General features: G+C 65.7%; 20 protein-coding genes. 15 read left to right on the top strand and 5 right to left on the bottom strand.

Annotated elements, in window-relative coordinates:
- The first annotated feature begins 29 nt into the window (after positions 1–29).
- The 13 genes from EV645_RS32510 to EV645_RS32560 all read left to right on the top strand — a co-directional run bounded on the left by EV645_RS32510 (position 30) and on the right by EV645_RS32560 (position 15403).
- Positions 30–968 (top strand): ABC transporter permease, encoded by a 939-nt coding sequence (locus EV645_RS32510; protein ID WP_242000793.1) that lies wholly within the window; start codon positions 30–32, stop codon positions 966–968.
- A gap of 1 nt (position 969) precedes the next feature.
- The gene (locus EV645_RS32515) at positions 970–1914 is read left to right on the top strand and encodes an ABC transporter permease (RefSeq protein WP_242000794.1); all 945 of its coding nucleotides are present in this window, start codon (positions 970–972) and stop codon (positions 1912–1914) included.
- Complete coding sequence (locus tag EV645_RS32520) at positions 1911–4040, top strand: dipeptide ABC transporter ATP-binding protein (protein ID WP_130447857.1); 2130 nt, start codon at positions 1911–1913, stop codon at positions 4038–4040. The genes EV645_RS32515 and EV645_RS32520 overlap by 4 nt, the downstream gene beginning before the upstream one ends.
- Before the next feature lie 103 nt (positions 4041–4143).
- Positions 4144–5868, top strand: coding sequence for an ABC transporter family substrate-binding protein (locus EV645_RS32525; protein ID WP_130447858.1), 1725 nt, complete (start codon positions 4144–4146; stop codon positions 5866–5868).
- Positions 5869–6005: 137 nt separating this feature from the next.
- Positions 6006–7739 (top strand): gamma-glutamyltransferase family protein, encoded by a 1734-nt coding sequence (locus EV645_RS32530; protein WP_130447859.1) that lies wholly within the window; start codon positions 6006–6008, stop codon positions 7737–7739.
- Positions 7740–7757: 18 nt separating this feature from the next.
- A complete protein-coding gene (locus tag EV645_RS41990) occupies positions 7758–7895 on the top strand; it encodes a hypothetical protein (RefSeq protein ID WP_157997210.1) in 138 nt (45 codons plus the stop codon).
- Positions 7873–9318: an aminopeptidase P family protein gene (locus EV645_RS32535; protein ID WP_130447860.1), complete on the top strand. Its 1446-nt coding sequence runs from the start codon at positions 7873–7875 to the stop codon at positions 9316–9318. Before EV645_RS41990 ends, EV645_RS32535 begins: the two co-directional genes overlap by 23 nt.
- An 11-nt stretch (positions 9319–9329) precedes the next feature.
- Complete coding sequence (locus EV645_RS32540; protein ID WP_130447861.1) at positions 9330–10034, top strand: GntR family transcriptional regulator; 705 nt, start codon at positions 9330–9332, stop codon at positions 10032–10034.
- A gap of 37 nt (positions 10035–10071) precedes the next feature.
- On the top strand, positions 10072–11055 hold the full coding sequence (locus tag EV645_RS42415) for a S10 family serine carboxypeptidase-like protein (protein ID WP_198682002.1): 984 nt from the start codon (positions 10072–10074) through the stop codon (positions 11053–11055).
- Positions 11056–11098: 43 nt separating this feature from the next.
- The gene (locus tag EV645_RS42420; RefSeq protein WP_198682003.1) at positions 11099–11548 is read left to right on the top strand and encodes a hypothetical protein; all 450 of its coding nucleotides are present in this window, start codon (positions 11099–11101) and stop codon (positions 11546–11548) included.
- The gene (locus tag EV645_RS32550; protein ID WP_130447862.1) at positions 11541–13217 is read left to right on the top strand and encodes a DUF885 domain-containing protein; all 1677 of its coding nucleotides are present in this window, start codon (positions 11541–11543) and stop codon (positions 13215–13217) included. Before EV645_RS42420 ends, EV645_RS32550 begins: the two co-directional genes overlap by 8 nt.
- Positions 13214–14440 carry a metal-dependent hydrolase family protein gene (locus EV645_RS32555; RefSeq protein ID WP_130447863.1) on the top strand — a complete coding sequence of 409 codons (1227 nt, stop codon included), beginning with the start codon at positions 13214–13216 and terminating at the stop codon, positions 14438–14440. Before EV645_RS32550 ends, EV645_RS32555 begins: the two co-directional genes overlap by 4 nt.
- Before the next feature lie 90 nt (positions 14441–14530).
- Complete coding sequence (locus EV645_RS32560) at positions 14531–15403, top strand: amidohydrolase family protein (RefSeq protein WP_130447864.1); 873 nt, start codon at positions 14531–14533, stop codon at positions 15401–15403.
- Here the strand turns inward: EV645_RS32560 and EV645_RS32565 are convergent.
- From EV645_RS32565 to EV645_RS32585, 5 genes are all read right to left on the bottom strand, one after another.
- Entirely contained in the window at positions 15393–16412 is a 1020-nt protein-coding gene (locus tag EV645_RS32565) for a zinc-dependent alcohol dehydrogenase (protein WP_130447865.1), read from the bottom strand. The two genes, EV645_RS32560 and EV645_RS32565, sit on opposite strands and share 11 nt — an antisense overlap.
- Positions 16412–17293 carry a carbohydrate ABC transporter permease gene (locus EV645_RS32570; RefSeq protein ID WP_198682004.1) on the bottom strand — a complete coding sequence of 294 codons (882 nt, stop codon included), beginning with the start codon at positions 17291–17293 and terminating at the stop codon, positions 16412–16414. The genes EV645_RS32565 and EV645_RS32570 overlap by 1 nt, the downstream gene beginning before the upstream one ends.
- Entirely contained in the window at positions 17290–18276 is a 987-nt protein-coding gene (locus EV645_RS32575; protein ID WP_242000795.1) for a carbohydrate ABC transporter permease, read from the bottom strand. Before EV645_RS32575 ends, EV645_RS32570 begins: the two co-directional genes overlap by 4 nt.
- Positions 18273–19577: an ABC transporter substrate-binding protein gene (locus EV645_RS32580; protein ID WP_130447866.1), complete on the bottom strand. Its 1305-nt coding sequence runs from the start codon at positions 19575–19577 to the stop codon at positions 18273–18275. The genes EV645_RS32575 and EV645_RS32580 overlap by 4 nt, the downstream gene beginning before the upstream one ends.
- A gap of 110 nt (positions 19578–19687) precedes the next feature.
- Positions 19688–20536 carry a phytanoyl-CoA dioxygenase family protein gene (locus EV645_RS32585; protein WP_242000796.1) on the bottom strand — a complete coding sequence of 283 codons (849 nt, stop codon included), beginning with the start codon at positions 20534–20536 and terminating at the stop codon, positions 19688–19690.
- A 305-nt stretch (positions 20537–20841) separates the two neighbouring features.
- Between EV645_RS32585 and EV645_RS32590 the strand changes: the two genes are divergently transcribed.
- Positions 20842–21621 carry an IclR family transcriptional regulator gene (locus EV645_RS32590; protein WP_130447867.1) on the top strand — a complete coding sequence of 260 codons (780 nt, stop codon included), beginning with the start codon at positions 20842–20844 and terminating at the stop codon, positions 21619–21621.
- A gap of 13 nt (positions 21622–21634) precedes the next feature.
- Positions 21635–22804: an enolase C-terminal domain-like protein gene (locus EV645_RS32595; protein WP_130447868.1), complete on the top strand. Its 1170-nt coding sequence runs from the start codon at positions 21635–21637 to the stop codon at positions 22802–22804.
- Positions 22805–23060 lie beyond the last annotated feature (256 nt).

Raw genomic sequence — 23060 nt, forward strand, 5'->3', positions numbered from 1 at the left:
TGGCTCGCCGAATTGGCGGTTGGTTACTGATGGTTGTCGTGGCAACCAACATCACATACTTCTTGGCCAATGCGTTTCTTGATCCGCGCACACTGTTCGTCGGTCGGCGGCCACCGCTGACAGAGCAGCAAGTCGACACTTTGCTGCAGGCGAACAACCTGAATAGTCACGAGAGCATCTTCCTGCGGTGGTGGACGTGGGCGAAGGACATCGTTCTGCACTGGGACTGGGGAAACAGCCCTACTGGCGATCCGGTGAATGGCGAAATCGCCTTCCGGATCGGGGTGAGCGCCGAGTTGCTGCTGGGTGCATTTGTGCTCTACACGATCATCGGCATCAGCCTGGGTATCTACAGCGCATCCCGGCAGTACAAGGTGTCGGACCGCATCGTCCAGGCGACCTCGATCATCACCTTGAACATCCCGGTCGTGGTGATGTCGCTGGCGATCGTGCTGGCCGCAATCGGGTTCAACCAGAAGGTCGGCATCCGAATGTTCTACGTGACCGGTTCGTCGTCGGCCGATGCCCACGGGTTCGGCAAGATCGTCGACCTGCTGCAGCATTTGACCCTGCCGACGATCTCACTGGTGATCATCAGTTACGCAGGTACCCAGATGCTGCAACGATCGTTGCTGTTGGACACCATATCCGCCGACTATGTACGAATGGCACGCGCCAAGGGATTGACCAAGGCGCAAGCGATTCGCAAGCACGCGTTACGGACATCGTTGATTCCGGTCGCCACCCAGGTGGCCTTCTCGATTCCTGGGCTATTCACCGGCGCGGTCCTGACCGAGACGATCTTCAACTGGCAGGGCATGGGCCAGTACTTCATCGACACGCTGAACAAGATGAACATCAACGGAGTGGTCGCGGTCGCCGCCTTCGGCGCCCTGATGACGGCGATCGGCGCAGTCCTCGCCGATATCGCCGTGGTCGTCCTGGATCCGAGAGTGCGGGTGCATTGAGGTGAGTGTCAATGACGTCCGGGACCAGCTGGCAGCGAGTGCGCTGGAGCGAGGGGACTCGACCGGCGCGGCGGCGATGAGTAGACGGAAGCGGTTGTCGCGCCGGGAACTCTATACCCGCCGGTTTCTGCGGAACCGTCCGGCGGTGGCGGGCTTGATCATCTTCGTCATGATCGTCCTGTTTTCGATCTTCGGAGGATTGCCTGCCAAGCACAGCTATTTGGAGACCGATTTCCTGAACCTCTCGGCGGCGCCATCCGCCGATCATTGGTTCGGCACGAACAATGCTGGAAACGACTTGTATGCAGAAACGGTTCACGGTTTGCAGCGCTCGTTGATCATCGCGCTGATCGTCTCGACCGGTACGACGGTGATTTCTGCGGTGGTCGGTGCCGCGGCAGCGTACTTCGGGGGCTCTTTCGAGCGTGTGGTGCTGGGCGTCATCCACTTCCTCATGGTTGTTCCGACCTTCTTGATCCTGGCCCTTTTCTCGAACCGTTCCGGTGGGAGCTGGATCGTGATCGCCGTCATCATGTTACTGGTCAATTGGTTCTGGCCCGCCCGCGTCGTCTGGACGTTGTCATTGTCTATTCGCGAACGCGATTATGTCAGCGCGTCGCGCTATATGGGAGTATCTGGATTGCGCATCGTCGTTCGCCACATAATCCCGAATATCGGCTCGCTGCTCATTATTCAGTTCACTCTGGGAGTTGTCGGCGCGGTGCTGTCGGAGACCGGGCTGTCGTTCATCGGATTCGGTGTCAAGCCGCCCGATGTCTCGCTGGGGGCCCTGATCGGCAGCGGCGCGGACACCGTGTCGAGTGCGCCCTGGCTGTTCTACTTCCCAGCAGCAGCTCTGACCTTGTTGACGGTATCGATGGCATTGGTCTCCGACGGCCTACGCGATGCCTTCGATCCCACCTCCGCGGCGGGGGGCCGGGCATGACCGTGACGAAGATTGTCGGCCTGCCGCAGTCCGGTCACTCCGATGCGCTGCTGGCAGTTCGGGACCTACGGGTCAGTTTCCCGTCCGAAGCCGGCCGGGTGGACGCCGTTGCCGGAGTCTCGTTCGACCTGCAACCCGGTCGTACGCTAGGCATCGTCGGCGAGTCCGGTTCGGGTAAGTCGGTGACCTCGCTGGCGATCATGGGACTGCTGGACGATGCCGCTTCGGTGCACGGATCGATCAGGCTCGGCGGCCGTGAACTGCTCGGGCTGGATGACCGCGCCATGTCGAGGATCCGTGGCAAGGACATCTCGATGGTCTTCCAGGATCCGCTGTCCACATTGACCCCGGTATTCACCATTGGCGACCAGTTGGTCGAGGCTCTGACGATCCACGGCACCATGGGCAGACGTCAGGCAGCCGAGCGGGCCGTCGAGCTGCTTCGGCTGGTGGGGATCCCGCGACCTGAGAGCCGCTTGAAGTCCTTCCCCCACGAATTCTCCGGCGGCATGCGGCAGCGGGTCGTGATCGCGATCGCGATCGCGAACAACCCGCAGGTGATCATCGCCGACGAGCCGACGACGGCTCTCGATGTAACCATTCAGGCCCAGATCCTGCAGGTGCTGAAGCGCGCCCAGGAGGAGACGGGTGCTGCAGTGATCATGATCACTCACGACATGGGCGTGGTGGCGAGCGTCGCGGATGACGTCGTCGTGATGTACGCCGGCCGACCGGTCGAGCACGCCTCGGTCTACGACGTCTTCGCCAAGCCGAGGATGCCTTACACGATCGGGCTGCTGGCCGCGATTCCGCGAGCCGATCGACGTGACGCGCAGCCTCTGGTGCCGATCCAAGGTAACCCTCCGATCCTGATCAACCTGCCCGACCAGTGCCAGTTCGCAGACCGCTGCCCGATCGCGATCGATGCCTGCCGAGACGATGTTCCCCAGCTCGAGGCGGTCCTGAACGCCTCGAACGACGACGACGACGGCGGCGGGCATGATCGAGACTCCGAGCACCAGGTTGCATGTGTCCGTGCCGCCGAGATCGAAGACGGTGGCACGATCAAAGGTCGGCCGATCTTCCCGGTCCCCGAGATCGCCGCAAGTGATCTGGCACAGGTTCCGCGCGGTGAGCGGAAACCGGTGCTGGCGGTCGACAACCTCGTCAAAGAATTCCCGCTGTTGAAGGGCGCAGTTCTCAAGCGACGCATCGGGACGGTCTATGCGGTCAGCGGCATCTCGTTCGACATTCGCGAAGGGGAGACGATGGCGATCGTCGGGGAGTCTGGTTGCGGCAAGACGACCACCCTCTTGGAGATCATGGAGTTGGCGCCCCAGCACGGGAGCGACATCCAGATCGACGGTCACAGCGTGACGGGCCTGAACAAACGTGAGATCAGGACTGTCCGCCGCGACCTGCAGATCGTCTTCCAGGATCCGATGGGTTCGCTCAATCCGCGATCGACCGTCTTCGACTTGATCGCGGAGCCGATGCGGGCGTTCCGTTACTCCTCCGACAAGGTCGAGAAGCGTGTCGAGGAACTGATGGATCTGGTCGGCCTCAATCCGGAGCACAGCGACCGGTTTCCGGCTGCTTTCTCCGGCGGGCAGCGGCAGCGGATCGGCATCGCGCGAGCTCTGGCGACCAATCCGAAGCTGATCGTGCTGGACGAACCGGTATCGGCCCTGGACGTCTCCATTCAAGCCGGTGTCATCAACCTTCTGGAAGAGCTGAAGGCAAGGCTCGGCATCTCGTTCCTGTTCGTGGCGCACGACCTGTCGGTGGTCCGGCACATCGCCGACCGGATCGGTGTGATGTATCTGGGCAAGTTCGTCGAGTACGGCGAGGTTGACGCAGTCTTCGAGGATCCACAGCACCCGTACACGACAGCGCTGTTGTCGGCGATCCCGCTGCCCGACCCGGTGAAGGAACGCACCAGGGAACGGATCCTGTTGACCGGTGACCTGCCGAGCCCGACCGACAATTCCCCGGGGTGCCGGTTCGTCAGCCGCTGCCAGCTCCACCAAAGTCTCGAACCCGATCGCCAGGCGCGCTGTCGGGACGAGACTCCGGCACTCACCGGTGTTGACGGTGTGCATGTCAATGCGTGCCACTGGCGCTGACGAGTGCCTTTGTGCTGTCACGCCGATGCTGGGATTCACGACCGAAACAGGAGCCGGGCGATCACCTGTAGAACCTGGCTCGCCGAAATGAAGGAGACAAGAGATGGGACTTCGTAATGGGGCCTTCGGCGCGGCGGCCGGTGCGCTGGCTGTTGTGCTGACGCTGTCGGCGTGCACGGCCAGCAAAGGCAACGGCGCCGGCAACGGCGATGACGACACGAAGAAGCTTGCCAACACGTTCAGCGTGGACTGGAATCCGCAACCGCGGGACAAGATCAAAGATGGTGGCACCGTGACGATCCCAGTCACGGAGATCCCCTCCCAGGAGAACACGATGGCTGTCGGTACGACGACGGCGAGCGCGGCGATCTGGAACTGGTACAACCCGCAATTGACGTTCTTGACGCCAGAGGGCAAGTGGTCGTACAACAAGGACTATCTGTCCGACGTCAGCCACTCGGAAAAGGGCGGCAGCACGGTCGTCACGTACACCCTCAATCCCAAGGCTGTCTGGAATGACGGCACACCGATCACGTGGAAGAGTTTCGAGCTGACCTGGAAATCCTGCAACGGGTCGGATCCGAAATACCAGACGACCAGCGACTGCTCGAACGTCAAATCGGTGAAGCAGGGCATAAATGACCGGCAGGCCGTGGTCACCTATGACGGCCCGTACGCTTGGTGGCAGAGCGGGTTCGGGGCGATTCTGAATCCGCACGTCACCAACTCCGAAATCTTCAACAATGCTTACCAGAACAAGTTGCAGAAGGACTGGGGCGCGGGGCCGTACACGGTGGCCAGTGCGAACTTCAAGGCCGGCCGGATCGTGTTCAACCGCAACCCGAGGTGGTGGGGCAACAAGGGCAAGTTGGATCAGGTCGTCTATCAGCAGATGGAGGAGACCGCCGAGATCAACGCGTTCAAGAACGGCGAGGTTGACATGGCGACGACGGCTACCAAAGACCGGCTGGCGCAGGTCCAGGGCATGTCGGATGTCACCGTCCACAGGTCGACGTCGAACGGCATCAGCCTGCTGATTCTCAACGCTTCTCGTCCTCAGTTGAAGGATGTCGATGTACGGAAGGCGATCTTGGAAGGGATCGACCGCACGACCTTGGCCAAGATCCAGTACAACGGCCTCGGGTACACGGGCGCGGTCGGCGGATCGTTGATCTTGCTGCCCTTCCAGAACGGCTATTCCGATTCGGTCGGCAACGCCGGCTACAAGTACAGCACTGCCGAGGCGAACCAACTGCTCGATGCGGCCGGCTGGAAGATGGGTGCCGACGGCATCCGCGGAAAGGACGGACAGAAGCTCACGATCCAGTTCCCGTTGTCCGGAGACGATCCGAGCACCGTCGCCCAGGGCAAGGCGATCATCTCCATGGAGAAGGAGATCGGCGTCCAGGTCAACATCAAGCAGATTGCCAGCGCGGACTTCATCAAGACGCTCACCGGTCACGACTGGGACGCTTTCATGTCCGGCTTCACCATGAGCGACCCGTACGGAGCGAACTACATCTGCTACTTCTACTGCTCCCCGGCCGCCGGCCAGGCCGCGGCCGGTAACAACAGTGCCGCCGGCACCAAGGCACTGGACACGCAGATGCGGGCACTGGCCAAGATCCCGGACCCGGACAAGCAGACCCAGGCGGCGATGAAACTCGAGTCCGATTGGTACAAGCAGACCTGGGGTGAGCTCCCGACCGTCAACGGCCCCGCGGTGGTCACGACCAAGACGGGATTGGCCAACCTCGCACCGGTTCCGTTCTTCGGACTGGCCGCCTACGGTTCGGTTCCGGTGGAGGACTTCGGCTGGCAGAAGTGATCCTGGCTCGTCCGGACTGCTGCCCGGCCGCCGGCCGGCTGGGCAGCTAGGGCAGGTGTCCACGAACGTCACATGCACGATCAACCGAAGGAATCCCCTTGTTCACAACGCGTCCTGAACTGGTCGGTGACTTTGGCATGGTGGCCAGTACGCACTGGCTGGCCTCTCAGACCGGGATGTCTGTGCTGGAGCGCGGTGGCAATGCCGCCGATGCGGCAGTGGCTGCCGGGTTCGTGTTGCAGGTTGTCGAGCCGCACCTGAACGGGCCGGGCGGCGACGTGCCGATTCTGTTGTGGTCCGAACTCGATCAGAAGGCGTCTGTCGTCTGCGGCCAGGGCGTCGCCCCGGCGGCCGCTACCGGCAAACGGCTGCGCGATCTCGGGCTGGACATCATGCCCGGCACCGGTCACCTGCCCAATGTCGTACCGGGAGCGTTCGGCGCCTGGATGACGTTGTTGCAGCAGTGGGGCAGTTGGTCGGTACGCGATGTGCTTGAACCAGCCATCCACTACGCGCGCCACGGCCACCCGCTGCTACGACGGGTGAGCGAGGCGATCGGCACCGTCCAGCATTTGTTCACCGAGCACTGGCCGACGTCGGCGGAGACCTGGTTGCCCGGAGGCTCGGTGCCGACGGCCAATTCACACTTCAAGCGGCCGGCGCTCGCGGCCACCTACGAACGGATCATCGCCGAATCGGGTGCCGCCGGCGGCACCCGTAACCAGCAGATCGATGCCGCGAAGAACGCCTGGTACAGAGGCTTCGTGGCCGAGGCGATCGAACGCTACTGCACCAGGACGCCGGTGATGGATACCACCGGCGAGGCACATGCCGGTCTGATGACCGCAGATGATCTTGCCCGCTGGGATGCGGCGGTCGAGGAACCGGTGACGTTCGACTACCACAACTACACGGTGTGCAAGACCGGGCCGTGGGGTCAGGGCCCGGTGTTCCTTCAGCAGTTGGCGCTGTTGCAGGGATTTGATCTCGAGTCGATGAAGCCGGGGAGTGCGGACTGGGTACACACGATCATCGAGGCGGGAAAGCTTGCGTTCGCCGACCGCGAGGCCTGGTACGGAGACCCTGCCTTCGTCGAAGTACCGGTGGCAGACCTGCTGAGCCCCGGTTACAACGACGACCGGCGGAAGTTGGTCGGTGACGAGGCGTCGTTCAGCCTTCGTCCTGGCAACCCTGGCGGGCGGAGGCCGATGATGCCTGCCTACCCGGATTCGCCGCAGATCGACGCCGCGGGTTCCGGTGAGCCGACGATCAGCGCTGCCGGAGAGGTACGTGGTGACACCTGCCATCTGGACGTCGTCGACAGTTCCGGGATGATGATCGCCGCGACCCCGAGTGGTGGCTGGTTCCAGGCGTCGCCGACGGTCCCGGACTTGGGTTTCTGCTTGAGTACCCGCGGCCAGATGTTCTGGGTCGAGCAGGGCCTGCCGAATTCGATCGCACCGGGGAAGCGTCCGCGGACGACCTTGACGCCGTCGCTCGCCCTCCGGGATGGCAAGCCCTGGCTCGCCTTCGGTACGCCCGGTGGTGATTTCCAGGATCAGTGGACGCTGCACTTCTTCCTCAACGTCGCGCACGGAGGACTGAACCTCCAGGAGGCGATCGATCAGCCGGAGTTCCACTCGATCCATATGCCGAATTCGTTCTATCCCCGGGACACGCACCTGGGGCAGTTGCTGATCGAAGGCAGGTTCGATCCGTCCGTGATCAAGGAGCTGGAGCGTCGTGGGCACGGTGTGACGGTCCGCGGCGACTGGGACATGGGCTACGTCAGCGCGGTGGCGCGGGAGGGGGGCTGGCTGAAGGCCGCCGCGAACCCGCGCGGCATGCAGGGGTACGCGGTCGGACGCTAGCGATCAAGGAGCAGATCAATGGCCAACGAGGTACCGGTGGTGTGCGCGGGCTACCACGAACACGACGGGTCGGCGACGTACGCGTCCTGCGTGGTCTGCTCGAGCGGATCGATAATGACGGAGGCGAGCGACGATGAGTACATCCACAACCAATGATCACAAGATTCCGTATCTGGGAACCCGGCCGCCGCGGCTGACCACGGTGCCGGCGTTCGTCGACAACATTGGCCGCGGCTGGGAGGGCCGGACGGTCCCAGCACCGGTCATCGACGGTGCTGCCGCGTCTGCTGCCGCGCATCGCGACCGACTGCGCGCGGCCCTGCCGGGCAAGCTGATGCTGGTGGCAGCGGGCCGCGCGCCGGTCCGCGTCAATGACACTTCCTACGACTTCCGGGCCGACAGCGATTTCCTGTGGCTGACCGGCGCCGGCATCGAGGACGCGTACCTGCTCGTCGGATCGGATGCGTCAGCGGACACGCTGTTCATGCCGCCGCCGTTCCGGCCTGGCGAGACCGGCTTCTTCTCCGATGCCTCGCACGGGGAACTCTGGGTCGGGCCGTCGGCCGGGATCACTGAATGGTCACAGGCTCTGGGCATCACCGTGCGTCCGGTCACGGACCTGGAGTCGGCAATCTCCGGGGCCGGGACAGTTCTGGCCGGCCGCCGGGTGCCGGCCACGGAGTTGGCGGTGGAACGCTCCGAAGACCTGGATCGAGTCTGTTCCGATCTTCGTCGGATCAAGGACGACTGGGAGATCGGCCAACTCCGCTACGCCATCGATCAGACCGTTGAGGGGTTCGCTGCGGTTGCCCGCGAGATCCCGGCGGCGATCGGAGCACGTGGGCCGGTGCGTGGCGAGCGCTGGCTGCAGGGCACCTTCGATCGGTACGCCCGGGCGGTCGGCAACGGGCCGGGTTACTCGACCATCGTCGGTTCCGGTTCGCACGGCCCGATCCTGCACTGGGTGCGGTGTGACGGCCCGATCCACGAAGACCAGGCGTTGCTGCTGGACATGGGCGTGGAGGCGGACAGCGGCTACACCGCTGATGTCACCCGGACGTTGCCGGCCTCGGGAACCTTCAGCGCCGACCAACGCCGGGTTCACGATCTGGTCGAACAGGCGCATCGCGCGGGATTGGCTCAGGTCCGTCCTGGCAACACCTACAGCAACTTTCACTTCGCGGCCATGGAAGTGATTGCTCGTGGCCTGGAGGACTGGGGACTGCTGCCGGTCTCGGTCGACGAGGCCCTGTCGCCCGCAGGGCAACAGCATCGCCGTTGGTTGGTCTGCGGCGTTGGTCACCATCTGGGGCTGGACGTCCACGATTGCTCGCAGTCGAGCTGGGAGACCTATCACGGCGCTCTGCTCGAGCCGGACATGGTGTTGACCGTTGAGCCAGGCCTGTACTTCCAGGCTCACGATCTGACGGTGCCGCCGGAGCTTCGGGGGGTCGGTGTGCGGCTGGAGGATGATGTCCTGGTGACTTCCGAGGGGTCGGAAGTTCTGAGCGACGCGGTCCCGATCGATGCCGATGGGCTGGAGGTGTGGACGCGCGCGAGGCTCGACAAAGAATGGTAAGGAGCGAATGAATGGCTGCCCAGACGATTACCGGTTTCGCGCCGTTCCAGAAGCGGGAGTCGCTTCGCGATTCGGTGGGCAATGCCGTACGAGCCGCGATTGTCTCCGGCGCGATGCAGCCCGGGGAGGTTCATTCAGCGCCGGCGATCGGCAGCATGCTCGGCGTCTCGCCGACGCCGGTGCGGGAGGCGATGCTGGACCTTGTACGCGAGGGCATGGTCGAGGCGCTGCCGAACAAGGGCTATCGGGTAACGGAGATCAGCGACGCCGATCTCGACGCGATCGCGGCGGTTCGGCAACTGCTCGAACCGCCGGTCGTCGGCGAGCTCGCGACCACGATTCCGGTAGAAGAGCTACCAGCGCTGCGGGACCTGGCCGAGGCGATCGTGGAGGCGGTCGACCGGGAGGATCTGGTCGGCTACATCGAGGCCGATCGGGTGTTCCATTTGTCGTTGCTCGGGTACGCGCAGAATCCGGTCCTGAGCAGCATCGTCTCCGAGCTTCGGACCCGGACCCGGCTTCTTGGCCTGAGGCCACTGCTGGAGTCCGGGCGGCTGCGGGCCTCGGCTGCCGAGCACCACGACCTCCTGGATCTCATCGAGGCGCGCGACGGTGCCGCCGCCGAAGCCCTGATGCACCGCCACATCGCACACGTCCGCTCCGATTGGGCGGGTCCACGTGCCGACGATGCCAACGACAAGATGTCAAGTTCCTGACTACACGAACGACCGACAGCTGGGAGGACCGAACCAGGTGACGACCGAGAAGGTCAACGACGAGAAGATCGAGGACGACGGCGCGACCGAGCAGCCGACTGACAATCTGGTCACCACGACGCATACCATCAGCGGTCCCGGCTGGGAGCTCGAGTACGAGACGATCACCGGCACGATGGTGATCAACGAGGAACTTGTCGAGGACGAGAAGTTCGCCGGTCCCAAGCCGAAGGCCGAGGTCTTCGTCGCGTCCTATGTCGCCAAGGGGGGCGATGGCGAACGGCCGGTGTTGTTCGCGTTCAACGGCGGGCCTGGCTCCAGCTCGGTCTGGCTGCATCTCGGGCTCTTCGGGCCGCGCCGGGTGCTGGCGGGCGATGTCGACGATCCACGGACCGCGCCGTACGGGCTCGCCGACAACGCCGAAACGCTGCTCCGGTATGCGGATCTGGTGTTCATCGATCCGATGACCACCGGCTACACGCGCGCAGTGGTCGGCGGGAAGCCGGCCGAATACCACGGCTACACCCGTGATCGTGATCTTGTTGGCGAGGTCATCAGGATCTGGCTCGGCCGGCACCAGCGCTGGCTGTCCCCGAAGTTCCTGGCCGGCGAGTCGTACGGCACCACCCGGGCCGCTTCGCTGGCCGGCCACCTGGTCACCCGGCACGGCATCGCCCTGAACGGGATCATCCTGATCAGTGCGGTGCTTGACTTCGGCACCGTCCGCTTCACCCATGGAAATGATCTTCCGTACGTGCACTTCCTGCCGACCTACGCAGCGACCGCCGCCTACCACCAGGGCCTCAGCACGGGCGAGGTCGAGGAGCGGATCGGACGCTCCCGGACGTTTTGCCACCGAGGTCCTCGCCCCAGCGCTGGCAAGGGGATCGCGGCTGTCGGCCGACGAGCGGCACGCGCTCGCGAATGGCCTGTCGGAACTGATCGGGTTGGATCCCGGCTACATCGAACGTGCCCGGTTCCGGATCGAGCACAAGCACTTCTTCGCCGAACTGTTGCGTGACCGTGGTCTGGACACCGGCCGGTTGGACACCAGGTTCACTTCTGTGCCAGCCAACCTCAACAACGAGGTGCAGGAGACCGATCCGTCGCACATGTTCATCCTGTTCCCGTACACCGCGGCGTTCAATCAGTACGTCCGCGCCGAGCTGGGGTTCCACAGTGATCTCGAGTACGAGATTCTGACCGACCGCGTACAGCCCTGGTCCTACCAGGAATTCGAGGGGCGAGCGGTGACGACGACGGACGAGTTGTCCGCCGCCCTGCGGGCTCAGCCCGACCTTCGGGTGTACGTCGGGTTCGGTTACTACGACGGCGCAACGCCGTTCTCGGCTTGCGAGTACGTCCTTGATCATCTCGACGTGCCGTCCGAGATCACCGACAAGATCGTCCGGAAGTACTACCCGGCCGGCCATATGACCTACATACACGAGGACGCCCGGGTCGCGCAGTCCGCCGATATCGCTGCCTTCGTGCTCGGGGAGAGCAATGACTGATAAGTACGACAGTTTCAGCAAGATCGCCGAGGACGAATGGGCCTGGCGCCGCGAGGAGCTCCCGGACGGTTCGCTCGACGAGCCGCTCGAGCCACGGCTGCCCGACGTCGGACCGGAGCGGCAGGAGTACCGGGCCGTCCGCTGGCGGGAGGTCGATGATCAGCTCGAGAAGATCGACCGAACCCGGCTGACGCCCGAGCAGGCCGACGATCTCGACGTCTACCGCTTCCAGATCAAGACCCTGATCGGCCGGCAGGCGTACCGGATGTTCGAACGGCCGGCCAATGCGGACTCCGCTTTCTGGATGGACCTGACCAGCCAATCCCGTCGCAGGCTCGGCTCGGCCGACGACGCCAGGACCTACATCGATTGGCTGCGGCAGGTCCCTGGTTACGTCGATCAGAACATCGAGAACATGCGCGCAGGCGTCAAGCGTGGCTTCGCTCCGGCCCAGATCTCCATGATCGGGAGGGAGGCGACGATCCGGTCGGTGGCGGAAGCCCGGCCCGAGGACGTGAGCTTCGTCCAGCCGTTCGGGACGCTGCCCGAGTCACTCGCCGGTCGCGAGCAGTTGATCACCGCCGGTCTCGAAGTGATCACCAGCGACGTTCTGCCGGCGTTCCGCAAGCTCCTGGATTTCTTCACACGTGAGTACTTTCCGGGGCTACCGGTCGACATCGCGGCGATCGCTGGGCCGGGTGGCGAGGAGTTCTACGCCTATCAGCTGCACGAGTACGCGACGACCGAGCTGACCGCCAGACAGATCTACGAGATCGGCCTGGAACAGGTGGCCTCCCTCCGCGCCGAGATGGCCGAGGTCGCCGCCTCGGTGGGGTTCGCCGATGCCAACGCGATGCTGGCGTTCATGCGTACCGACCCGAAGTTCTACGCGACCACGACGACGGAGCTGCTGCGGTTCGCGGCCTGGCAGGCCAAGAAGTTCGACGCCGTGGCGCACCACTACTTCGGCCGGTTGCCGCGAATGCGATTCGGGATCGAGGAACCGCCGCCGGACCTGGCGCCGTTCTACACCTTCGGCCGCGGCGGACCGCACCGCTACATCCTCAACACCTACAACCTGGCCGCCCGGCCGCTCTATTCGATCCCGGCCCTCACCCTGCACGAGGCCGCGCCCGGGCACGCGTTCCAGATCCCGTTCGCCCTCGAACAGACCCAGCACCCGGAGTTCCGGCAGAAGGTCTACATCTCGGCGTACGGAGAGGGCTGGGGACTGTACAGCGAACGGCTCGGCGTCGAGATGGGCATGTACGAGACGCCGTTCGAGGTGATGGGCATGCTCAGCTACCAGATGTGGCGCGCTGTCCGGCTCGTGGTTGATCCCGGGATGCACGCGCTCGGGTGGAGCCGTGAGCGGGCTCAGGACTATCTCCGGGACAACACCGCGATCAGCGATCATGAAATCGTCACAGAGGTCGACCGCTACATCGCCTGGCCAGGGCAGGCGACGGCGTACTACCTCGGAATGCTCAAGATCACCGAGGCCCGTCGTCGGTCCGAACAGTCACTCGGCGCTGACTTCGACGTCCGGAACTTCCATGATCAGATCCTGTCGCTGGGCAGCGTGCCGCTGCCGGTGATCGACCACGCGATCGACCGCTTCATCGCCCGGGGCGGATCGTCGCCGTTCACCGACCCGGAGACGCGATGATCGCCAGCATCAGCAATGCCACGGTCCTCGACCTCACCGGTACCGAGGCGACCTTGGTACCCGACCAGCAGCTCGTCATCGAGGATGTTCGGATCCGGTCGGTCGGTGGCGCGCAGCAGCTTCATGATCGTGAGCTGATCAACATCGACGCAGGCGGCCGGGTGGTGATGCCCGGACTGATCGACGGTCATGTCCACGTCACCGCCTACAAGGCGGATCTCGGCGCGCTGGCCGACGTTCCGGCGAGCTACCGGGCGTTGCGGGCAGCGGAGCTGATGCGCGGGATGCTGGATCGCGGGTTCACCACGGTCCGCGATGTCGGCGGCGCGGACTTCGGGCTGGCGCAGGCAGTCGTCGAGGGCCGGATCCCCGGCCCACGGCTGATCTTCGGTGGTCGCGCGCTCTCCCAGTCCGGCGGTCACGGCGACGGCCGACTGCCGGGCCGTGATCACCATGACGATTGTTGTGAGTCCTTGAGCACCATCGCCGACAGTGTGGACGAGGTGCTCCGTGCCGCCCGGAACGAGCTCCGTCGCGGAGCTCAGCACATCAAGATCATGCTAGGTGGCGGCGTCGCGTCGCCGACGGATCAGATCTCCGATCTGCAGTACTCGCCGGAGGAGATCCGGGCAGCGGTTCTCGCCGCGACGAACGCCGGCAAGTACGTCGCCGGTCACGCCTATACGACCGCCGCCGTACGGCAGGGTCTCGAGAATGGAGTCCGCTCCATCGAGCACGGCAACCTGATGGACGAGTCCGTCTTCGGGCTCTTCGCCGAACGCGATGCCTACTACGTCCCGACGCTGGTCGCCTACCACGCCATGGGCGAGGCGGGGACGTCGGTCGGGCTGACGGCGGACAACGTGCGGAAGAACGCCCAAGTCGTCGAGTGCGGCATGGCCACCCTGGAAGCCGCCGACCGCGCCGGGCTCAAGATCGTCTTCGGTACCGACCTGCTGGGCGAACTGCAGAGTCAGCAGAATCGGGAATTCGAGATCCGCAAGGACGTCCAGAGCGCCGAGTCGATCATCCGGTCCGCGACCACAGTGGCGGCGGAGTTGATGGGCATGGCCGGCGAGGTCGGTGTGCTGGTACCCGGCGCCGTCGCCGACCTGCTGATCATCGACGGCAACCCACTCGATGACGTCAGTGTGCTCGCCGATCCGTCCAGGAACCTCCGGGCGGTGATCGCCAACGGAAGGATCCACCGATGCGACCTCTGATGATCAGTGGCCGATAGGCGTAGTAGAACTCGCTCATCCGTAGTGGACATCGGTCGGGCTTCGACGCACGGCACTCGATAGGCTGCCGCCGTGATCGTTGATGCTCACTGCCATGCCTGGCGCAGCTGGCCGTACGACTGGCAGGTGCCGGACCCAGCCACCCGCGGCAGCGTCGAAGCGCTGCTGTACGAGCTGGATCGCGCCGAGGTCGATCGTGCGGTGATCGTGTCCGCCTGCATCGGCGCCGGCGATCCGCGAACCGACAACCTGGACAACAACGAATTCGTGGCGGATGCGGTGGCCGAGCATCCGGACCGGCTGGTCCAGCTAGCCGACGTGGATTCGTTTTGGTCCGACACCCATCACACGGCTGGTGCGGCGGCGCGGCTGACCGACGTGATCACCCGGACCGGGGCGGTCGGTGTGACCCACTACTCGACCGGCGCCGACGACGGTTGGTTCGACAGCCCGGATGGTGTCGAGTTCTTCGGCCGGGCCGCGGAGCTCGGGCTGATCGCCAGCCTGCACACGCCCCCGGAATGGCAGCCGGCGATCGGCCGGCTCGCGCGGCGGTATCCGGCGCTGCCGATCCTGGTGCACCATCAGGGCCATGTCCCGACGGCGCCCGACCGGCTGGCCGAGCAGCTGCCACTGTTGCTGGCCAACGCGGCCTATCCGAACGTGATCATGAAGCTGTCCGGGTTCCACTACGTCGTCGACCCGCCGTACGACTACCCGTATCCAACAGCCATGGCCACGCTGCAGCAGGTGTACGCGGCGTATGGCGGCGACCGGTTCGTCTGGGGCTCCGATTTCCCGGTGGCGCGCCGCCACCTCACGTACCGGCAGTCGCTCGAGGTCGTCCGCCGCCACTGTCCGTTCCTGGGCGACGATCTGCACGCCATCCTCGGCGGCACGATGCAACGGCTGCTCGAGGCGGCTGCCGCCCCGGCTAGAAAGTGATCAGTACCTTGCCGGGCGCAGGCGAGCGGTTGGTCAGTTGCTCGAACGCCCGCTGCGCGCCGTCCAGCGTGACCCGCTCGGAGATCAGTTCGCCGATCGAGGCCGGTGCCGAGCTGACGTAGGCGGCCATCGCGGCGAACTCGTCCGCCGGATAGGTGAAGCTCCCGATCACGGTGCGTTCGTCGACCGACACCCGGTACGCGGCAAGGTCGAGTTGTGGGCTCGCCATGCCGACCAGCACCACCCGGCCGCCGGTGACCGTCGCGTCGAGCGCGTCGCCCAGTGAGGCCGACGACCCGACCGCATCGACCGCGACCGTCGCCGGGCCACCGAGGTCGGCGAGCTGCTCGGTCAACGGCGCTGCCTTCGGGTCGAGTGCCACTGCGCCGAGCCGCTCGCACAGCGCCCGCCGCCCGGGATCGGGCTCGCTCACCATGACCGACGTCGGTCCGGTATGGCCGGCGGCGACGATCACCGACTGCCCGATCGGGCCGCCGCCGAGCACGAGCAGCCGGTCGTTGGCAGCGAGCCCGCCGCGGCGCAGCGCGTGGTACGCGACTGCCAACGGTTCGACCAGCGCGCCGAGTTCGGCGGGCAGGTCGTCGGCCAGGCGGACCAGGTTGCGGGCCGGCACGGCGACGTACTCGGCGAACATCGACACCAGCGACGGGTCGACTCCGATCAGCCGCTTGGTCGCACAGTGCTGCTCGGTACGGGCCTGGCAGGCCGGGCACCGGCCGCAGGCGATCACCGGATTGACCGTCACCAGTTGACCCGGCTGCAACCCGCCGTCGACCGAGGAGCCGAGCTCGACGATCCGGGCCGCCGTCTCGTGGCCCATGATCTGACCGGGGTGACGTCGGCCGTTCTCGCCGGTGAAGCCGTGCAGGTCGGAGCCGCAGATGCCGGTCGCGATCGTGCTGATCAGTACTTCGTCCGGCGCCGGTTCGGGTCGCTGCCGCTGCTCGACGCGGAGATCGCCGAAGCCGTGCAGGACCAGGGCCCGCATCACTTGAGCCCCGTGGTGGAGATGCCGTCCATCAGCAACCGCTGGAAGACGGTGAAGAAGCCGAGGATCGGCAGCAGCGAGAGGAACGACATCGCCATCATCTGGCCCCATGACGACTGGCTGCTCGAGTCGACGAACGTGCTCAATGCGACCGGCACCGTGTAACCCTGGACGCTGCGGCCGAGATAGAGCAGCTGGGAGAAGAAGTCGTTCCAAGTCCACAGGAACGTGAAGACCGCCGTCGTTGCCAGTGCCGGGACGGTCAGCGGCAGGATCACGTGGAAGTAGAGCCGGTACGGCCCGCAGCCGTCGATCTTGGCCGAGTCGTCGAGCTCGCTGGGCAGGTTGCGGATGAACTGCACCATCAAGAACACGAAGAACGTGTCGACCGCCAGGAACTTCGGCACCACCACCGGCAGGAAGGTGCCCACCCAGCCGAGTGACTTGAACATGATGTATTGCGGCACGATCGTCGCTTGGAACGGCAGCATGATCGTGCCGAGCATCAGCGCGAAGAGCAACCCGCGCAGCGGGAACCGCAGCCGGGCGAACGCGTACGCCGCCAGTGAGCACGAGAAGATGTTGCCGAGCACCGCCGCGACGCACAAGATCAACGAATTCAGGTAGAACCCCGTGAACGGGACACCGAGTGCGGTCCAACCGTCGATGTAGTTGGAGAACTTGAACTGCGACGGGATGAGGGAGGTAGAGGAGAAGATCTCGGACTCGGGCTTCAACGACGACGAGATCATCCACAGCAGCGGATAGCTCATGAAGATCGCGCCGGCGATGAGCAGCAGATGCAGTGCGCCGCGTGGCAGTCCGGCCTTCCGGCGCGCGGAGGCCTCCGGCACGGCCGTGCCGACCCTGAGCGTGGTCACTTCGACCGGTCCATGTAGAAGACCCAGTACCGCGAGGTCAGGAAGAACCCGGTGGTGAAGATCGCGATCGCGAGCAGCAGCACCCAGGCCATCGCCGTGCCGTAGCCCATGTGCAGCAGACCGAACGCCTGCTGGTACAGGTACAGGCTGTACAGCAGCGTCGAGTCGACCGGGCCGCCGGAGCCGCCGCTGATCACGTACGACTGAGTGAACGACTGGAATCCGCCGATCACCTGGAGCACCAGATTGAAGAACACCAGCGGGGTCAGCAGTGGGAACGTGATCCGAAAGAACTGCTGCATCCAGCTCGCGCCATCGACCCGGGCGGCCTCGTAGTACTCCGCGGGGATCTGCCGTAGCCCGGCCAGGAAGATGATCATCGGCGAGCCGAACTCCCAGACAGACAACAGGATCAGGGTGTAGATCGCGGTGTGCGGGTTGGCCAGCCAGTCCGGCGGTGACTGCCAGCCGAGCAGCCGCAGTACGCTGTTGACCAGCCCCTGGCCGGAGAACAGCTGCCGCCAGAGCACCGCAACGGCGACACTCGCGCCGAGCAGCGAAGGCAGGTAGTAGATCGAGCGGTAGACGTTGAGGCCGCGCAGGCCGCGGTTGAGCAGGGTGGCGAGCAGCAGCGCGAAGGCGACCTTCAGTGGAACCGACACGAATACGTAGAACAAGGTGACCCGGACCGAGGCCAGGTAGCGCTCGTCGTGGAACAGGTCGATGTAGTTCTGCAGCCCGATCCACACCGGCGAGGACAGCAGGTCGTACTTGGTGAACGACAGGTAGAGCGAGGCGATCATCGGGAACAGCGTGAGGCCGATGAAGCCGATCAGCCACGGCAGCAGGAAGACGAACCCGGCGACCGCCTCGGTCCGGCGCGCCGGCGTCCGGCGCGGCCGGCGTCGGGGCGGGCCGGCCGCCGGCCGATCGGCGGCGGATGACGCGCCGGCGGCAGGCACTACGACGTCGTCGCCGGTCACGAGGTGAGAGCCTTCGCGGCATCGGACATGAACTTCTTCGCCGCAGCCGCCGGCGACACGTGGTTCAGCGCCACCGACTGCTCGGCGCGGTTGAGCGCGTCGCCGACCGCGGCCGAGTTGTCCGGATCGAGCTGTGACTTCGGCCGGGCTTTCACGGCGTAGTCGCTCATGAACTGGACCTGCACCTGGTCGTACGGCTTGAGGGTGGGCGTCACGAGGTCGCGCGCCGCGGCCGACGCCGGCACGCCCCGCTCAACGCCGAGGATCTTGAGCGCACCGGCATCGTGGATGAAGAAGTTGATGAACTGGGCGGCCGTCTGGGGAGCTTTCGACGTCGCCGCGACCGAGAAGAACTGCGACGCCTGCACGAAGTCGCCGGCCTGCTTGCCGCCGCTCGGCAACCGGGTCATCGCGAGCTCGTCCTTCATCAGGATCTGGAACTGGCCGAGATAGTTTGTCCACTGCGAGGCGAACACCGCCTTGCCGAGCGCGATCGGCGCGGCATTGGCAGCGCTGTTGGCGATCTCCGCGGCCTCCAGCTGCCCGGTGATGTTGACCCCGGCAGCGCGCAGCTCCTGCCAGTACTGCAGATATTCGGTGACGTCGGCCTCGGAGTACGCGACCTTGTAGTCGGGGGTGTACTCCTCGGGATAGCGCTGCCGCATCCAGGTCGTGAACAGCGGCCCCTCGAGATGGTCCACGGCGTACACCCCGGTCGGCAGTTTGGCCTGCAGTGTGCGCAGGTAGTCGGCGAAGGCGTTCCAGGTGATGTCCGCGGCGGGCGGCTCGACGCCGGCACGCTCGAGCATCGACTTGTTGTAGATCAGACCGGGCATGTTGCCGCCGATGGTGACGGCGTAGAGCTTCCCGTCGACCTGACCCTGCTCGATCTGACCTTTATCTATATCGCTGATGTCGATCGTCTTGTCGTCGACGTACTTGGTGAGCTCGAGCAGCTGTCCCTTGCGCATGTATTGCGGGACGTAGCCGCCGCCTAGTTGGATCACGTCCGGCAGGCCGCCGCCGGCGGCCTGGGTGTTGAGCTTCTGGAAGTAGCTGTTGAAGTCGGAGAAGCTCGCGGTCACCTTGACCCCGGCGTGGGCCTTCCCGAACAGCGAAATGACCTGCTGGGTCCGCTTGGCGCGATCGTCGCCGCCCCACCAGTTGACGAGGATCTCGGTGCTGTCGCCGGTGCTGTTGCCGCCTCCGCCACCGCCGGCGACGCCGCTACAAGCGGTGAGCCCGGCTGCGGCGGCGCTCGCTCCGAGCGCGGCACCGAGGAATGCGCGGCGTGTGGTCATGTTCCCTACTCCTCTTGCGGTCGCTCGTGATGGTGACGGCGCGGCGTCGGGCCGCGAGACGCGGGACGAGATCAGCGGCTCCGGGTCGGGCCCGCTCGCCGCGGTCCCGCTCAGGCGCTCGGTGGGAGCCGCGGCTCGATCGGCTGCAGGATCGCGCGGCGCTCGGGCGTGAGCCGTGCCAGCAACTCGTCGGAGTAGCGGTACCCGCCACGCGTGGTGGCCCACGACGGGCCGTAGCGGTAGATCACGGTCCGGCGTTCGCCGTCCTTGTTGGTACGTGCGGCGGCGCCATGCGCGATCGTGTCGGTGAAGATCAGGATGTCGCCCTTGTGCAGCTCGGGTGCGATCACGCCGACCATGCCGTCCATCTGCGTCCCGCGGAACTCCTCGAACTGCGGGTGCGGGAAGTTCGACTTGTGGCTGCCCGGGATGACGAGCGTGCCGCCGTCGCCGGGACCGATGTCGGTGAGCGCGACGAGCACGTTGACCTGGGCGCAGCGGAACACCCCGTCGACGTAGCGGTACTGGCCGCGCATCGCCTTGCGGTAACCACCGGAATGGACCTGCAGGAAGCCGCCCTCGGTGCGCTTGGCCGCGAACGCCTCGTCGATGAACAGCCCGGCGACGTACGACTCCTCCTCGCCGGCCCAGTGCCGCATGTAGTCGATCCACGACGGGTGATCGATCAGGCGCTCAAACGGCTCGCCGGCCTCGATCACGTTCTGCAGTTCGTACTGCTTGCCCGGGTCACGGGCACCGGCGGAGCGCTGGACATTGCCCCACCATTCGCCGGGCGCGATGTCGGGGAACTTGTCGAAGGCCTCGTTGAGGTCGTCGATCAACTCGGGCTCGACCGCCTGCTCCTTGATGATGAAGCCGTTGAGGTCGAACAGGTAGTCGTCCATCGGGCTCGGAGCCACCGGGGCCTCGGCCCGCGCGGAGTGCTGGGTGGTTGTCACGGTTCAGACGTCCTCTCCACGGGTGAGCTTGTGCGGCGGCGGGCTCATGAGCGGCCCGCGACCGGTTCGGCGCCATCGCGAGCAGAGTCCGATTTCCGGGGCGACGACGCACCACGCACGGAGGCAGGTAAACACACCACCGGCCGAGGTTCAAGAGTGTGGCGACGAGTTCATGATGATGAACCTTGGGCGGAAACCAGGCCGCTGTGATGGGGTGGCGATTCGGGTCGTGGTTCACTAAGCTGAACTGCGGTTTGTCGTTGTGAACCGATCGATGCCGCCGGTGCGGCGGTGGAGGGCGTGTGATGGCGGAGTCTGTCAAGTCCGCGGAGCGGGCGCTGCGGATCGTCGAGTTGCTCGCCGAGGCTGGCCGGCTCGACTTCCCGGCGATCTGCGCCCGGCTGACGCTGCCCAAGAGCAGCGCGCATGCGTTGCTCGCCACCTTGCGGCAGACCGGCTTCGTCTGTTTCGACGACGATTCGCGCTTGTACGGCGTCGGCGCGCGCGCCTGGGAGGTCGGTCAGGCCTACATCGCCGACCTCGACGTCGCCGAGGCGGCCGGCCCTTATCTGCAACGAATCCGGGACGCGCTGGGGGAGACGGTGCAGCTCGCCGTTCTCGACGGCATCGACAACGTCTACCTCCGCAAACTCGACTCAGACCATCCGCTGCAGCTGGTCAGCCAGGTCGGCCGCCGGCTGCCGGCGTACGCGACCGGGCTGGGCAAGGCACTGCTGGCCGGGCTGCCCGACGACGAGGTCCGCCGCCGATTGGCCGGCGTCGAGCTGCACCGGTTCACTGCGCGGACTGTCGCGGGCACCGATCAGCTGCTCACCGAACTGGCGCGGATCCGCCGGCAGGGCTACGCCACCGACCGGGGCGAATACACCGAGGGTGTGTTCTGCGTCGCTGCGCCGATCGTCGGGCCGACCGGCACCGTCGCCGCGATGAGTGTGTCGATCCCCGACGTTCGCGTCACCGCCGAGGTCCGGCGGCGCACCGCCAGTACTGTCGTCGCCGAAGCGGCCGCCCTGTCGGCCGAGTTGTCCGATCCCACCCGCTCGCAGGGGAGCCGATCCCGATGAAGATCACCGCCCGATGAAGATCACCGCGATCCGGACCGTGCGGCTGCCGCCGCAGCCGGCCATCGGTGCCGACCACCCCGACGCGCGGCGGCCGTCCTGGCTCGCCGACGGCCCGGTGGCCAATCCGATGACCGGATATCCGCGCTATGCCGCCTACCGCCCGAGTTGGACGCCGACCTGGCCGATGTTCGGCTGCCTGGTCGAGGTCGAGGACGGCACGGTCGGATTCGCGGTCGGCCAGCACGGCCGGCCGGTCGCGGCGGTGATCGAGGACTTCCTCGGCCCACGGCTGATCGGCGAAGATGCCTTGGCCACGGAGAGGTGTTACGACATGGCGGTCCGGATGTGTGCGCCGTTCGGTGCCGCCGGGCTGGCGTCGTATGCGATCAGCGCGATCGACCTGGCGCTGTGGGACCTGAAGGGCAAGGTGCTGGGTCAGCCGGTCTACGCCGTGCTCGGCGGCCCGACCCGCGACGAGCTCGAGTGCTATGCGACCGGCGGCGACCCCGACTGGTATGCCGAGCTCGGGTTCCGCGGGGTCAAGCTGCCCTGCCGGTACGGGCCGGCCGACGGCCTGGACGGGATCCGCAAGAACGTCGCCCAGGTCGCCGAGGCCCGCGCGCACGTGGGCGACGACATCGAGATCATGCTCGACTGCTGGATGGCCTTCGACGTCGACTACACGGTGCGGTTGGCCGAGGCTCTGCGGCCGTACCGGGTGCGGTGGCTGGAGGAGTGCCTGCCGTCGGCCGACCTGCTGTCGCATGCGGAGTTGCGGCGCCGACTGCCCTGGCAGCCGCTGGCGACCGGCGAGCACTGGTTCGGCGTGGCGCCGTTCCAGTACGCGGTGGCCAACCGACTGGTCGACATCCTGCAGCCCGACATCAGCTGGGTCGGCGGGATCACCCCGCTCAAACGGATCTGCGCGATCGCCGAGGCGGCGGGCGTTGCCGTGATGCCGCACGCGCCAGGCAACACTGCGTATGGGCAGCACGCCTGCCTGGGCATCGTCGGCATCGGCTGGACCGAGTTCTTCGTCGGCTCGCCGCCAGGCGTCGCCCTGGCGGAGGCGGCCCGTGCACCGGGTGTGCCAACTCCGGTCGACGGCCGGATCACACCGTCGGCGGCACCCGGCTTCGGGGTCGAGATCAACGCGACGGAATTGCCGGCATTCCTCAGCTGATCAGGTGAATCAGCCGTCCTGCCACAGCCGCGCCACAACGCAAGAGCCGTTAACGCCGAATGGCGCGACCCGCGGGATCGCCGCGGGTTGCGCCGTCGTCAGGTCCAGACGACCGTCAAGACTCCAGTGACGTCGTCGAAGATGTGCGGTCCGGTCGCGTTGTCCACTCGCGGGCATATCTGCTGCAAGCTAACGATCGACTGGTGCGCCGCCGGCGCCTTCTGGTCGTCGGCTGGCTGTCGGTCCAATCGGTATG

The organism is Kribbella rubisoli, from assembly GCF_004217145.1.
In the GTDB taxonomy this organism is placed as follows: Bacteria; Actinomycetota; Actinomycetes; order Propionibacteriales; family Kribbellaceae; genus Kribbella; species Kribbella rubisoli.

Excerpts from the sequence above, each read along its gene's own strand:
- EV645_RS32510 (WP_242000793.1), top strand. The coding sequence starts at position 30 with ATGGTTGTCGTGGCAACCAACATCACATACTTCTTGGCCAATGCGTTT.
- EV645_RS32520 (WP_130447857.1), top strand. The coding sequence starts at position 1,911 with ATGACCGTGACGAAGATTGTCGGCCTGCCGCAGTCCGGTCACTCCGAT.
- EV645_RS32525 (WP_130447858.1), top strand. The coding sequence starts at position 4,144 with ATGGGACTTCGTAATGGGGCCTTCGGCGCGGCGGCCGGTGCGCTGGCT.
- EV645_RS32530 (WP_130447859.1), top strand. The coding sequence starts at position 6,006 with ATGGTGGCCAGTACGCACTGGCTGGCCTCTCAGACCGGGATGTCTGTG.
- EV645_RS41990 (WP_157997210.1), top strand. The coding sequence starts at position 7,758 with ATGGCCAACGAGGTACCGGTGGTGTGCGCGGGCTACCACGAACACGAC.
- EV645_RS32535 (WP_130447860.1), top strand. The coding sequence starts at position 7,873 with ATGAGTACATCCACAACCAATGATCACAAGATTCCGTATCTGGGAACC.
- EV645_RS32540 (WP_130447861.1), top strand. The coding sequence starts at position 9,330 with ATGGCTGCCCAGACGATTACCGGTTTCGCGCCGTTCCAGAAGCGGGAG.
- EV645_RS32550 (WP_130447862.1), top strand. The coding sequence starts at position 11,541 with ATGACTGATAAGTACGACAGTTTCAGCAAGATCGCCGAGGACGAATGG.
- EV645_RS32555 (WP_130447863.1), top strand. The coding sequence starts at position 13,214 with ATGATCGCCAGCATCAGCAATGCCACGGTCCTCGACCTCACCGGTACC.
- EV645_RS32565 (WP_130447865.1), bottom strand. The coding sequence starts at position 16,412 with ATGCGGGCCCTGGTCCTGCACGGCTTCGGCGATCTCCGCGTCGAGCAG.
- EV645_RS32580 (WP_130447866.1), bottom strand. The coding sequence starts at position 19,577 with ATGACCACACGCCGCGCATTCCTCGGTGCCGCGCTCGGAGCGAGCGCC.
- EV645_RS32590 (WP_130447867.1), top strand. The coding sequence starts at position 20,842 with ATGGCGGAGTCTGTCAAGTCCGCGGAGCGGGCGCTGCGGATCGTCGAG.
- EV645_RS32595 (WP_130447868.1), top strand. The coding sequence starts at position 21,635 with ATGAAGATCACCGCGATCCGGACCGTGCGGCTGCCGCCGCAGCCGGCC.